The organism is Paenibacillus sp. FSL H7-0735 (assembly GCF_038008505.1).
Classification (GTDB): Bacteria; Bacillota; Bacilli; order Paenibacillales; family Paenibacillaceae; genus Paenibacillus_AQ; species Paenibacillus_AQ odorifer.
In genome coordinates this window covers 411,131-424,963 of the sequence record NZ_JBBOZH010000001.1, presented here as the reverse complement: position 1 = coordinate 424,963, position 13,833 = coordinate 411,131, and the positions used below count along the sequence as shown (strand labels likewise).

The following is a 13,833-nucleotide window of genomic DNA, read 5'->3' as shown; positions in this document are numbered from 1 at the left end:
CCTATTTCAGCCTCCGTTCAACGTAATTCAGCAGCTTGCTAAGAGAATAGGTAAGAATGAAATAAATAAGTGCCGCTGTCAAATAAGGCTCCCATATCCGCAAATATTGCCCTTTCATCGTGTTGGTCCAATACATTATTTCCGGTGCAGCCACTAAAGCCAGAAGAGAGGAGTCTTTCACAAGCACAATAAACTCGTTACCAAAAGCCGGAACCATCCGTTTGATCGCTTGCGGTAAAATAATAAATCTCATCGCTTGCCGACTAGTCATCCCCAGTGAAATAGCCGCTTCCCGTTGCCCACGATCAACCGACTGAATGCCTGCCCGAAAAATCTCAGCCGAATAAGCAGCCGAATTAAGCGACAGAGCAACAAACGCAGTAATTAGAGCATTGGTTTTGCCGTAAAGCGGGGGAATCATTCCAAAGTGAACAATCAGAATCTGCACATACAGTGGTGTTCCTCGAAAGAAATTGATATATGAATGAAAAGGCCAGCGCAAATACCATTTAGGAGCCATTTTGCCAAATCCGATCCCCAGTCCCAAAATAGAACCAAATAAAATAGAAACTACAGAAATACCGATAGTCAGCAATGTCCCTTTTAAAAGGACGGGCAAATAATGAATAATAATGTCCATTCTAAAATCCATAGGACTCTCCCCTTCTCTTCTTTATGTCATCTCTCTTTAAAAAAATAAGCATGCGCAATAGCTATCATTACGCATGCTTATTAGGTTCTTTCCTTATTTTGCGTTCAATAAGCTATCCAGGTTAGGTTCTTCGCCGAACCAAGTTTTGTAGATTTCCGTGTACTTTCCGTTTTCCAATACCTTCTTAATAGCCGGATCCAGTTTCGCTTTTAACTCACTGCCCTTAGGGTAAAGAATGCCGTAATATTCCGCTCCGAAGTTCTCCGTGTCTACAATCCCCACCAGCTTCTGCTTAGGATTGTTTTTCATGTACTCACGTACAATAGCAATATCCGCTACGACCGCATCGGCTCCGCCGCCATTCAGTTCCATCAATGCCACCGCATTGCTGTCGAAACGTTTCAAGTTAGGGTTGTCGACACCCATTATTCCGCTCATCAGGTCATCTGCAGTTGTGGCCCCTTGTATTGCAACTACTTTATCTTTAAGATCAAGTGCATTTTTGATGTCGCTGCCTTCTTTAACCATGATCATATTGGCAGATTCGAAATAAGGGATGGAATAGTCATAGGTTTCTTTACGTTCATCCGTAATCGATACTGAAGATAGCCCTGCTTGATACTCCGTTCCCTGCTTCACACTTTGCAGCATCGTTTCCCAGCCTGTGTTCGTTACGTCATAGTCTATTCCCGCTTCTTCCATAACCGCCTTAATGAAATCGATGTCGAATCCTTTGATTTTATCCGTGTCCATATACTCCATAGGAGCGTAGCTCGCATCACTGGCAAACTTAATTTTCTCTGCCGGGGATTCGTTACCAGCTTTACTGTTATTTGCTCCACAACCTACCAATCCAACCACCACCAATGCGATAAAAACTGACATTAAAGCGCGACTTTTTATTGTCATATCTCCATACCCCCTATTTTCGGAAATAACTTAAAGAGATTTTAACAGATTAAAGGATTCATGACAATTAACTTTTCTATTTTATGTAATGTTATATAACATAGTATTATTATTTTATAAGTTTTATACGTACATCACTCTCAAAAAATTACCATCAGACACAAAAAGGCACTGCCAGAGATTGTATTCTCCCTAGCAATGCCTTTAGATTTAACCTTAAACCTTAAACCTATTAAAGTGTGATATCTCCATCATAAGAACCGATCAATTTATACAAATCCGGCCGGCGGTCACGGAAGATTCCCCACTCGATCCGTCCAACTTCCAAAGCATCCAGATCGAATTCGCTTACCAGCACGGTTTGCTCATCACGTCCAGCCTCAACGATTTTATTGCCCTGAGGACCTGCAATGAATGATGAACCGTAGAAATTAATGCTCGAATCCTCATCAATTTCTTCACCAATACGGTTGGAAGCCACGACTGGAATAAGATTAGCAGCTGCATGTCCAAGCATACAGGTCTGCCAATGATCCTTGGAATCGATCGATCCATCCTGCGGTTCAGAACCAATAGCCGTTGGATAGAACAGAATTTCTGCTCCCATCAGGCTCATTACTCTAGCCGCTTCTGGATACCATTGATCCCAGCAGATACCTACGCCAATCTTGGCATAACGAGTGTTCCATACCTTAAAGCCAGTATCTCCCGGATTAAAGTAGAACTTCTCTTCATAACCTGGGCCATCTGGAATATGACTCTTGCGGTATTTACCAAGCACCGTTCCATCAGCATCGATTACAGCAAGTGAATTGTAACGCGCGTAATTCTTTTTCTCATAAAAACTAATTGGCAGCACCACTTGCAGCTCCTTGGCTACTGCTTTGAAATGATTAATCGCCTTGTTATGCTCAAGCTCTGTTGCATATGCGTAATAATCAGCTTTCTCTTTTTGACAGAAATACGGAGTCTCAAACAGCTCCTGCAGCAAAATTATTTGCGCACCCTGTGCTGCCGCTTCTCTGACCAATGTCTCGGCTTTGCTGATATTCTCATCAATATTGCTGGAACAACTCATTTGTGTCGCAGCTACTTTTACATTTCTCAAGAATCTGTCCTCCTTGTATATAAATGTCCCTTTGGACGTTTAGTTTCCTTCAAATTATTGCTGTGCAGGCATTTGCTGCGTAGTGCAATGTACATTCCCGCCTTCGGTGATAACGGCCATTCCGTTAACTGTACGAATCTTGCGATCCGGGAACAAACCAGCGAGCACTTTCTCAGCAAGTGTATCCGTTTCTGTTGCGGTGCCGCCAAACACAGGCAAGATAATTCCGCCGTTCACGAAATAAAAGTTCAAATAACTGAGCGTCAGACGACTGCCGTCATGATCGACCCGTGGTGGCTGCTGAATCTTGATAATCTCCAGCTTACGCCCTTTGGCATCTGTAGCGTTCTCCAGAATACGCAGATTTTCTTGCGTAATCTCATAGTTCTCATCCTGCGGGTCCTCACAGACCTGGATAATAACTTTGCCTGGTGCAGCAAAACAAGCAATATTATCAACGTGACCATCGGTTTCATCGCCGCTAAGACCACGTCTCAGCCAGATAATAGCTTCTGTACCTGTATAGTTCCGCACGTACTCTTCGATCTCTTCGCGCTTCAGCTCCGGGTTGCGGTTTAGGTTAAGCAGACACTCTTCTGTAGTAAGCAAAGTGCCTTCTCCATCCGTATGAATCGAGCCACCCTCCATCACAAGCGGTGCATCAAAACGGGTGATCTGTGCATGCTCCAGAATCTGCGGAGCCACTTCGTCATCCAGATCCCAAGGTGAATATTTACCGCCCCAAGCATTAAACTTCCAGTTCACACCTGCCATTTGTCCTTCTTTATTAACAATAAAGGTAGGTCCGTTATCACGCAGCCAAGCATCGCTATGCGCAATAGGCAGCAGCGTTACATTCGGTCCGCCGACCAGATGTTCTACCCGCTCCACGTCCTCCGGGTTCACAATGACCGTGATCGGTTCAAACTCGGCGATGGCTGTGATAATGTCAGCATAACCTTGACACACTGACTCGTGGTTGTCCGGGAAACACATAGATTCCTGCACCGGCCAGGAGATAAAAGTACGTTCATGCTTGCCCCATTCCGGTGGCATTGTATAGTTCAAATCTTTAGGATTCATGTGTTAACTACCTTTACTAATATATTTGGAGCCATTCCTACCCTTAAAACTCCTTCCTCATCATACAATAATATGTTCTAGTGCTCAATTCCCTGGGACATTAATAATGTTGGAAGGAATTTTTTTTCGCAGCCCCCATTTTACAGTTAAAAAATTTAAGTTTCATCCGTTACAACGAAGCTAACAGAACCCAATTCCCCAAAAAGCTCACTGAATTCATACACGGTAACGCTGTTGCTGACGTTGTCTAATCCCATGACAATTATTTTTTCCCTTGGCGTATTCAGCGCATCTGGCGTCCTTCTGTCTCATAGCAGCTCCAATATGCCGTTTCTAGTTAGCGGCGTCTTTCTGGGTTCCGCATTATGGTGGATGGGTTTGACAGGGAGCACCGCTTTGTTCAGAAACAACATAATGTCAGGACGTTCGAAACAGCTCATGTTCAACAAACTATCCGGATTGGTAATGTTGTCCTTTGGCATTGTCTCCCTTGTTCAATCTCTCAATCTTCAGGAGTTCCTTTAAACGATCCCTCTCACTATACGGTAATCTTTTTTACCACATTGCCTTCAAAATCCTTAACGATAAATTCCCCGCCCTCTAGAACAGCATAGGAATTCGGATTATTCTCTTTAGGCAGCGATATGGAGCCGGGGTTCAGCACGTACACTCCCTCCTTTACATCGGCAACTGGTATATGGGTATGTCCCTGAATAAAAATATCCTTCTCGGAAAGCGCCGGCAAATGCTCAATGCTAAAGCCATGACCATGTGTAGCGTAAATCCGTTTGCCTTCGTGCAAAAGCATTACATAATCGCCCATCATCGGGAATTCCAGCAGCATTTGATCTACCTCGGCATCACAGTTTCCACGCACTGCGGTTATCGGCTTGTTTTTGTTATATGCATTAAGCTTATTAGCAACCTCTTGTGGGTTATAGTCCTTCGGCAGCGGATTTCTTGGACCATGATATAGGAAATCTCCTAGAATAATAAGACTGTCCGGCTGCTCTTCTTCTACCTTTTCCAAAGCCCGTTCCAGCCAAAATAAAGATCCGTGAATGTCGGAAATAAACATTAACTTCATCATGTATTCTCCTTTTCAACTTAACTTAAGTAAATATGTGCTTAGACAATAATCTTAACCTTGAACATACCACAACGCAAAGCAGACGTTCCCAAAGGAACGCCCTGCTCGCTATATCTTAACACTCACGGCAAATTCGAGGATCCCATCAAAAAGCGGTCTACTTCGCGCGCAGTCTGACGCCCTTCGTCAATAGCCCATACTACAAGGCTTTGCCCGCGCCGCATATCACCTGCTGTGAACACACCTTCTACATTGGTTACTTGTGCTCCGAACTCTGCTTTGGCGTTCCCCCGCTCATCGCGTTCCACCCCAAGCTCGCCCAGTACAGTTTCTTCAGGCCCTGTGAATCCCAAAGCCAGCAATACCAGCTGCGCTTGCAGGGTCTCCTCACTGCCCGGCACTTCGACCGGTACCATTCGTCCCTGTTCATTACTTCTCCATTCAATGCGCACTGTACGCAGCTCCTGCACTTGCCCGCCCTCATCGCCGACAAACCGTTTCGTCGAAACCAGATAACGGCGTGGATCTTCTTTATACAGTGAAGCGGCCTCATGCTGACCATAGTCCACTTTAAGCACCTTTGGCCATTCCGGCCAAGGATTGTTAGACTGACGGGTCAGCGGCGCCTGTGGCATAATCTCAAGCTGAGTCACACTGCGGCAGCCGTGACGGATAGAAGTGGCTACACAGTCTGTTCCAGTATCCCCACCGCCGATTACAACTACATCCTTACCTGCTGCTGATAAATATTCCCCATCGGCAAGCCCTGAATCCAGCAGGCTCTTTGTATTCAGCGTTAAAAACTCCATAGCTTGATGAATCCCACGCAGATCGCGTCCTTCTATCGGCAGATCACGTGCCTGTGTAGATCCACCACACAGTACTACAGCATCGTGCTCTGCCTTGAGCTGTGAAGCTGGGAGATCTCGGCCAATCTCTGTTCGAGTTACGAAGGTAATGCCCTCAGCCGCAAGCAGATTCACCCGGCGCTGCACAGTCTTTTTATCCAGCTTCATGTTGGGAATACCATAGGTAAGCAGACCACCAATCCGGTCCGCCCGTTCATACACAGTTACCGTATGTCCAGCCTTATTAAGCTGTGCCGCACAGGCAAGCCCTGCCGGACCCGAACCCACTACAGCTACCTTTTTACCCGTGCGATGAAGCGGCGGCTCAGGCACAATCCAACCTTCCGCAAAACCTCTATCTACAATCGACTTCTCAATAGATTTAATGGTGACAGGTTTGCCATTCATCCCTACCGTACAAGAGCCTTCGCAAGGAGCGGGACAGACACGGCCTGTAAATTCAGGAAAGTTGTTAGTCTTATGCAGACGTTTCAGCGCTATCTCCCAATTTCCACGATAGACCATATCGTTCCATTCAGGAATCAAGTTGTGCAAAGGGCAGCCGGAAGCCATACCAGACAACAGACGTCCTACATGACAAAATGGCGTACCGCAATCCATACAACGCGCCCCTTGCTCGCGCAGCTTTTCTTCATCCATAGGTATCGAGAATTCATTCCAATTCTTAATTCGCTCCAACGCCTCACACTCGGAGGGTGTCTGTCGTTCAAACTCTAAAAATCCGGTTGCTTTCCCCATCTCTTTCATCCTCTCACCAAAGAAAAGTACTCTCTGTCACTTTCTGCTGTTATGCCACTCTAAAGCGCCAAAGTAAATGCCTTAATATTAGCATCCTAGATCTTTAACGAAAATGAGTAATGTCACCTTTTTATGTAAAATAAGAGCATCCATTCAAAAGAAAGTTCCACACAAAAAAGCACGCAGTGTACTGCACTCATTGAGCACAATACACTGCATGCTTTTGAAGGATTATCTGTAAAAAAACATCTACTCCACCGTCAACACTACCATTCCAATCCCGCTTACAGTTAGCTTATTACCCGTCAGATTCTGCACAAGATCGGCTCCAAAAACTGTTTTCCATGCACCAAGCTGTGGCAGAACCAAAGCCGTCTGTTCTACATTAGCATTAAAAAGCACATAGATATGCTTCGCCGCATCGCCTCCAGCATGGCCACGCAATGTATACGCTACCGAACTTACCGGTGCTTTTTCAAATACTAGATGATTCCGAATGTCATCTGCCGTTCGCATACGGAAAGCCGGATGCGCTTTACGCAAGGCAATTAGCTGCTTCAGATAATCCACATCGTCCTGATGCGCGGCGCACAGCTCCCAATCCAATTGGTTGATCTTTACCGAGGATTTATAGCTGTTCTCTACCCCGTTTTTCGTGCGCATAAATTCCTGACCCGCATGGACAAAGGGGATTCCCTGACTCATGAATACTATAGCAGAAGCTAACCTATGCATAGATTGGCGCTGTTTGTCCGTCTGCCCTTGTGTGGACAGTAATATCTTATCCCATAACGTATGATTATCATGACATTCCACATAATTGACGGTTTGCTGAGGCTCCACGGCAAATTGTCCAATGCCTGGGGCAAAAGCAATGCCTCCCGCGACCCCTGCCTTTATCGCAAGCTCCAGTCCCATCATTCCGCTGATGAAGCCCGGTTGATCTTGCAGAAAAATATTCCCTTTAATTGCATCCCGGAAATCATCATTAAAATGTCCGATTCCCGGCAGAAGCGCAGCATTCTTCTGATGAGCGAGCCGCTCCATCGGCAACTCTGTCCCCATCATCCAACCTTCACCAATCGTCATGATAGACGGGTCAATCCCATCCAGACGACGCCGGATTTCCTCCATCGTGTCGAGGTCAATCAAGCCCATCAGGTCAAAACGAAAACCATCGATATGGTATTCTTTGGCCCAATAAACTACGGATTCCACGATGAAGCTGGACATCATCAATCGTTCTGAAGCCACGTCATTCCCGCAGCCAGAGCCATCCGACAGGCTTCCGTCTTGCTTGTAACGCAAATAATAGCCGGGAACCAGCTTGGTGAAATTCACGCGGTAGCCATCGTACACATGGTTGTAAACCACATCCATAATGACGCGGAGACCCCGATCATGTAGTGCTTGAATCAATGTTTTTAGTTCGCGGATACGCACTCCTGGCACATAAGGATCTGTAGCATAGGAGCCTTCTGGCACATTATAATTCTTCGGATCATAACCCCAGTTATAATGCGGTTCATCCAGCCTCGTCTCATCTACACTCTCTGTAGAATAATCATAAACAGGCAATAGCTGCACATGGGTTACACCGAGGTTCGCGATATGATCGAGTCCAGTGAGAATACCCTCCGGTCCGCGGGTTCCTTCTTCCGCCAAAGCAAGATATTGTCCTTTATGGGTCATACCGCTTGCTGGATGAATGGATAAGTCACGCAAATGAAGCTCATAAATAATGGCATCCACAGGATCATCCAAGGGCGGCTTATCTTCCGTCCACCGTTCAGGATCTGTTTTGCGTAAATCTAAAATAGCTCCCCTATCACCGTTCACTCCTACAGCACGTGCATAAGGATCAACCGCCTCATTCCACTGTTCTCCAAGACGTACTCGGTAGGTATAGAACTTGCCATCTAAATCACCGTCAACTGTAATTCTCCACGTTCCCCGGACATCACGGATCATAGAATACTTACACTCTGCTGCTCCCTGCCATGAATTATAGAGTACCAGCTCCGCTTCTTGAGCGGTGGGCGCCCACAAACAAAAAGCTGAACTCCCCGGAGAGTATGTCAGGCCGAGATCGTCCCCATCATAGCTGAATAACTGATCAAACTCCTGAGCAAACACGGAAACCCCTCTAGTAGCCGCAGGATCCCCATAATAAATGGGTTCCTTCATTTCCCTTTGTACGGACAAAGCACCTATCCCCTTTTCCAGTTATTAACTGGATTATAGTATGATCGTCTAAGTAGTGCAAACGTTTGGACTCAAATTTTTCAAGCTATTTTGTCAGGACAATCCCTCTACCTCGATGCATCTGCAATATCTAGCCCGACCATCGTAATAATGTCTTTATTTGCAAAATACGGAATACGCCGTTCTTTCCCTAGAGTGACTCTACCGTCCTTGTACCGCACACCATTATCGTGAACAATCAGGGTAGGACGCTCTCCATCATCAAATCCCTCATATCCTATACCTAGTACCCAATGGTAATCGTAAGTAAACTTGCCTCTCCACCGCAAACGAAACCACTTATCAAATTTAACAGCCACAGGCCGGCCTGCATCAATCTCTGCTTTATATACTTCAAAATCATTAAACGTAGTAATAAGTAACTTTTGCTGATCCTTCGGTAAAGTCGCTGAATGGATATAGTTCTTCAGTCCTTTGGTAAAACGGCGCACACCCATCCCCCAAGGTCTTCCGCCGTGATGGCTGTATATGTAATTAATATGAGCGGCTTTGGAAGGAAAATGACCTTTCCCCCGAATAAAGTCCGCTCCTGTATGGGTGTTCCAATACTCCGTTAACGCTGCCATCGTAGCTGGGCCACACGCAGAGGACGGGGATTTGACCCCAACCTCCCACTGTGTATATGGCTCCGCAGGCAGTTTCTTACTAATACGAGGCTGTCTATACTTCATTCGGATAGATCCCCTCTTAAAGGGCTAGACTTAGGAGTAATATGTGGAGTCGCCTCCGGAAGTAGAATTACATTTGCACCGGCATCCAATTCTCCTTCTGCAGCTGCTGCCCCTAACATAGTTGTCTCCCGTTCTTCTGTCTGCACTGTATCTTCCACATCTATCTCAGCTTTACTATCAGGATGGATCTGCAGCGTGAAATAGAAATTAGAGCCCTCTCCTTCACTGCTCTCTACAGCGATGGCTCCACCCATCAGCTCAACGAGCTTTTTACAAATCGCCAGCCCCAATCCGGTCCCTCCATATTTGCGATTAAACGAGGAATGCAGCTGATAGAAGGACTGAAACAGCCGATGCTGCTTCTCAATAGGAATGCCGATCCCCGTATCTCTAACATTAAATTTCAAAGTTAATTTCTTTTGATCTGCGGACAGCTTCTGCTCTACGTAAATACTGATGCTGCCCCGATCTGTAAACTTGATTGCATTGCTGACCAGATTGACCAATACCTGACGCAACCGCCCGGCATCGCCCATAATCAGTGGCGGCACTCCAGGTGCCATGCTGCATGATAACTGAATATTTTTCTCCAAAGCCTTAGCTGTAAATAGATCGATTACGCTGTCCAATACGGCTTGAAGCTGCACGGGCTCATTTACAATCATCATTTTTCCGGCTTCAATTTTGCTGTAATCCAGTATTTCATTCAAAATAGATAGGAGCGAGCTGCTGCTCTCCTTAATAATGTCTGTATATCCAAGCTGTTCTTCATCAAGCTCCGTTTCCGCCAGGAGATCCGTCATCCCTACAATTCCGTTCATCGGTGTACGGATTTCATGGCTCATAATAGCTAAGAACTCAGACTTAGCCTGGTCTGCTTTTTCCGCAGATTCCTTCGCACGAATAATTTCCTTCTCATCCGTGATGTCCCGGAACACTACAACAACACCTTTCGGCTCCCCCTTATCAAACAGAGGGGTTACCTGGTATTCCGCAAGAAAGCTAGAACCGTCCTTACGCCACAAGACCGCATCATTACTCTGATAAGATACACCTGACTTAATAGCCTTCATCAGTGGAGATTCCTGCGGCCGATAATGGCTCCCATCAAGCGCTATTTGCTGAATATGATCCAAATAAGGATGGCCCATAATTTCATCATGTTCATAGTCCAGCATTTGCAAACCAGCAGGGTTAATGAACGTCACCTTCTCCTCCATATCGAGTCCAAAGATGCCTTCTGAAACCGCATTTAAAATAAGGGTATACTCATTGCTAAGCTTCTCAATTTGTTCTGTATAACGGATGCGCTCTGTAATATCACGGGAAATCCCATACACACCCACTACTTGGTCATCTACAATGATCGGAATATTGGTAGTATTAATTTCTACAAAGTGTCCGTCTTTATGAATAAGCGTTAGATCATAGCTTTGAGGATAACCTTGGGCGGCTAAGTTAAAATGATACAACGTCTTCTCTATGTCCTTCTCATGCACAATGGGGCCAAAGTACATTCCGATCAGTTCCTCCAGCGAATACCCGGTCAACTTCTCCAAATTCGCATTGGCGGTCAAATAATCTCCATGCAAATTCATAGAGTACACAGCAGATGGATTGTATTCGAACAATGATTTATACCGTTGCTCGCTCTCCTTAAGCTTGAACTCGAACTGCTTACGCTCCGTAATTTCCCGTCCAATCGCTATAATCTCCATGATATTTCCCTCATCATCATAGGTATAACGACTGCTCGACTCGAACCAGACATAGGTGCCGTTCTTATGGCGGTAGCGGTAAGCTACAGCCGGAATAACGCCAGAGCTGCGGCTCTGCTCCATTAAACCTTGCATCATAACTAGATCATCCGGATGGAGATAATTATAGGCGCTTGTCCCAACCATCTCTTCAGGCTCATAACCAAGCAGGGTACGACTAGCCGAAGAACAATATAAGAAAATACTGTCTTTGACCGCATGACGCGAGATTAAATCCAGTGAATTCTCGGACATTAATCTATAATTGCGTTCACTTTGACGAATTTGTTCTTCCATTTGCTGCTGCTGATCCCGATGATCCACCGTTTCCTGAGCTGCGATCTTTAGTTCCGTAATATCCTCGGCATATACTATAATATATGAAGGGGCTTGTCCTTCTTCTGCTCCTAACCCAGAGAACATGAGAAACAGGCAGACGGGTTGACCTTCTTTGTTTAAAAAACAATGCTCCTTCTTCCAGCTGCCCGCTGGCGATTTCTGAAGCTCATCCATTACCACTCTATAGGAGAGCTCTTTTGAATGTGCCTCTCTATTTTCCGATTCTGTAAAAAGAGCCCCGGCAAGAAACTCGGCTTCCGTAAAGCCAAGTAGATTGCAAAAAGCCGGATTGACTTTTATCCAGTTGAAATTGCCGTTATTCGAAAACAGTACGGCCATTCCTTCTGGAGACCTCATAAATGCATGATCCAGAATTGCGTTAAATTCTACCGAGCTGCCCATTTAAGCCAGACCTCCTTTGTTGCTAGCGCTAAAGCTCTCATACCTTCTTATGTCAGTATACGATAAGAGAACTGGGGAAAGAAATGTCTAGCGCATTATTTTAAATTGGAAATATTTAAATTTAAATTATTGACGCAAGCAAATAAACAACTTATATTTAACAATAAATATATCGTTCGTGACCTATTACGATGGAAGCACCCGTAATAAAGGCTTTTGCCTTTGCTACGGGTGCTTTTTTGTTGTCTTCAGGAATACGGACAAAAGGAGGAGCGAATCAATGAACGCACTAAAGTCATTCCCCTTACTACTACTGGTGATCCTGCTATCGTTAAGCACATCAACAAGAGCTTTTGCTGCAGCAACGACTGAATTAACGCCCTCAATTCAAGCGGCTTTTGATCTAACAGCTGCCACTGCCGAGGCTCCTGCAAGGATGAAGATGACTAATCTGTACAATGAATTATCTACTTTAAAGATGCAATACAATAACCGTGAGGAGCAGATCCGAACCCTTCACTATAACAATGAGCAAACACTGATTGCGGTACGTAAGCAAATTAAAGAGATTGATTTAGAAGCCGTAGCTCAGCTGGAGGTCACCGTTAAGAGCTGTAAACAGCACTATCAGCCCTTATTCGACCAATACAATGCGCTTAATAAACGTATCAAGATCGCCAAGGGTCTTAAAAATAAGACTTTGAATACCGTACTACAAGCCCAAGGCGATGCTATGAAGGTCCTGGTTCAGTTGGCTCGCAAAGAGATTAGCGAAAAACAGAATCAGTTGAATGCAGCCAAACAGACACGTACCCGAAAGATAACCTATGCCCGCAAAACCTTGTCTGGCATTGATAGCCCACAAGTCTCAATTAAATCTAACAAAAGCGTAGTCACCTCATTGAATAAACGGATTTCCGCAGATTGGAGTGACTTCAAAGCAGCAATTCGCAAGCAAAACCTTACATTAACCACTCAGTCTCTGTCCTCACTCGTCTCGGGTTACCGCCAAATCGCAACGCACAAGCAAAAGATCATAGAATTAGAACAAAAGATTTCTGTTGTCATTGCTAATACGAGGAAACAGATCATTTAGTATTTTTTTTCTTCTCATTCGCTCTGCGGTAAGCCATTACTTTGCGGTACATGCTTTTATCAGAAAGATGTTTAAAAATATATGGGTCCGGACTAGTATTCACTTCAATAATCCAAGGCGTCATGGATCTATCCAATCCTACATCGACACCAATCTGTCTAAACCCAGGATATTTCTTATGGTAGAAACGTCCGGTATCTTCTCCTAGCTTTCTCAGTATCCTAAGCATTTGCGCTTGCTGAGCTTCGTTCAGATAAGGAGACAGCAGCTTTTCCATAGCAGTTAGTTTGCCGCCGCTATGATAGTTGGTAACAATCTTACCTTTCTCAGCTACCCGACCAATCAGACCGGTAGTTTCCCATTTGCCCTGCGGGCTGAGCTGGACCATCACACGGATATCAAAGCGGTGTTTCCCGTGCTTTAGCAATACTATTCCTCTCTGGATCAGGTAACTACGTCCACGCGTCGCTTTCTTTAAGGATAAATGGAAGGCGTCGAAGGTTCTAAAAGTCTTAAGTCTTGTTCCACTTTGGTACTTGTATTCTGTTCCATAAGTCTCTCTACTCTGTTCAACCTTCATCACACCATTGCCATAGGTACCGTATTCTGGTTTGACATAAACCATTCCATATTTCAGCAGCATAGCTTTCAGATTGACTTTACTGAATTTTACTGTTTCGGGAATCAACGGTGAAATTTCAGTGCTTCGCATGAGCACCTTGGTTTTAATCCATTTGCTGGTCAATGCAGACTTTAACTTCTTTCCCAACTGTCCTCTCCCCTGTCCCTCAGAAAATAATCACGACCTTAGTAAGCCTTAGTATTTTATGCTGCAACTGTACAAATGGCATGAG

12 protein-coding genes are annotated in these 13,833 nt (G+C 45.1%); 2 read left to right on the top strand and 10 right to left on the bottom strand.

All coding sequences use genetic code 11. The features are described from left to right. Nucleotide 1: 1 nt before the first annotated feature. From NSS82_RS01940 to NSS82_RS01925, 4 genes are all read right to left on the bottom strand, one after another. Nucleotides 2-652 (bottom strand): amino acid ABC transporter permease, encoded by a 651-nt coding sequence (locus tag NSS82_RS01940; RefSeq protein ID WP_076274112.1) that lies wholly within the window; start codon nucleotides 650-652, stop codon nucleotides 2-4. 93 nt (nucleotides 653-745) lie between these two features. Next, nucleotides 746-1,555, bottom strand: coding sequence for a transporter substrate-binding domain-containing protein (locus NSS82_RS01935; RefSeq protein ID WP_445668227.1), 810 nt, complete (start codon nucleotides 1,553-1,555; stop codon nucleotides 746-748). Nucleotides 1,556-1,793: 238 nt separating this feature from the next. After that, nucleotides 1,794-2,669, bottom strand: a complete 876-nt coding sequence (aguB, locus tag NSS82_RS01930) for an N-carbamoylputrescine amidase (RefSeq protein ID WP_036687411.1) — start codon at nucleotides 2,667-2,669, stop codon at nucleotides 1,794-1,796. A gap of 54 nt (nucleotides 2,670-2,723) precedes the next feature. After that, nucleotides 2,724-3,752 (bottom strand): agmatine deiminase family protein, encoded by a 1,029-nt coding sequence (locus NSS82_RS01925; protein ID WP_038568299.1) that lies wholly within the window; start codon nucleotides 3,750-3,752, stop codon nucleotides 2,724-2,726. Between the two features lie 210 nt (nucleotides 3,753-3,962). On the opposite strand from NSS82_RS01925, the gene NSS82_RS01920 reads away from it, so the two are divergent. Beyond that, on the top strand, nucleotides 3,963-4,277 hold the full coding sequence (locus NSS82_RS01920; RefSeq protein WP_081386805.1) for a LysE family transporter: 315 nt from the start codon (nucleotides 3,963-3,965) through the stop codon (nucleotides 4,275-4,277). A 13-nt stretch (nucleotides 4,278-4,290) separates the two neighbouring features. Here the strand turns inward: NSS82_RS01920 and yfcE are convergent, their stop codons facing one another. The 5 genes from yfcE to NSS82_RS01895 all read right to left on the bottom strand — a co-directional run bounded on the left by yfcE (nucleotide 4,291) and on the right by NSS82_RS01895 (nucleotide 11,883). Then, nucleotides 4,291-4,839, bottom strand: coding sequence for a phosphodiesterase (gene yfcE, locus NSS82_RS01915; RefSeq protein WP_076141403.1), 549 nt, complete (start codon nucleotides 4,837-4,839; stop codon nucleotides 4,291-4,293). A gap of 125 nt (nucleotides 4,840-4,964) precedes the next feature. Next, a complete protein-coding gene (locus tag NSS82_RS01910; RefSeq protein ID WP_076274113.1) occupies nucleotides 4,965-6,449 on the bottom strand; it encodes a glutamate synthase subunit beta in 1,485 nt (494 codons plus the stop codon). Between the two features lie 249 nt (nucleotides 6,450-6,698). Beyond that, the gene (pulA, locus tag NSS82_RS01905) at nucleotides 6,699-8,654 is read right to left on the bottom strand and encodes a type I pullulanase (RefSeq protein WP_076134796.1); all 1,956 of its coding nucleotides are present in this window, start codon (nucleotides 8,652-8,654) and stop codon (nucleotides 6,699-6,701) included. Nucleotides 8,655-8,761: 107 nt separating this feature from the next. Beyond that, a complete protein-coding gene (locus tag NSS82_RS01900) occupies nucleotides 8,762-9,385 on the bottom strand; it encodes a C39 family peptidase (RefSeq protein ID WP_076134795.1) in 624 nt (207 codons plus the stop codon). Continuing rightward, nucleotides 9,382-11,883 (bottom strand): PAS domain-containing hybrid sensor histidine kinase/response regulator, encoded by a 2,502-nt coding sequence (locus NSS82_RS01895; protein ID WP_076274114.1) that lies wholly within the window; start codon nucleotides 11,881-11,883, stop codon nucleotides 9,382-9,384. The genes NSS82_RS01900 and NSS82_RS01895 overlap by 4 nt, the downstream gene beginning before the upstream one ends. A gap of 280 nt (nucleotides 11,884-12,163) precedes the next feature. Between NSS82_RS01895 and NSS82_RS01890 the strand changes: the two genes are divergently transcribed. Beyond that, entirely contained in the window at nucleotides 12,164-12,979 is an 816-nt protein-coding gene (locus NSS82_RS01890) for a hypothetical protein (RefSeq protein ID WP_076274115.1), read from the top strand. Here the strand turns inward: NSS82_RS01890 and NSS82_RS01885 are convergent. Continuing rightward, entirely contained in the window at nucleotides 12,972-13,748 is a 777-nt protein-coding gene (locus NSS82_RS01885; RefSeq protein ID WP_036687402.1) for a YheC/YheD family protein, read from the bottom strand. The genes NSS82_RS01890 and NSS82_RS01885 overlap by 8 nt on opposite strands. Between the last annotated feature and the right edge of the window lie 85 nt (nucleotides 13,749-13,833).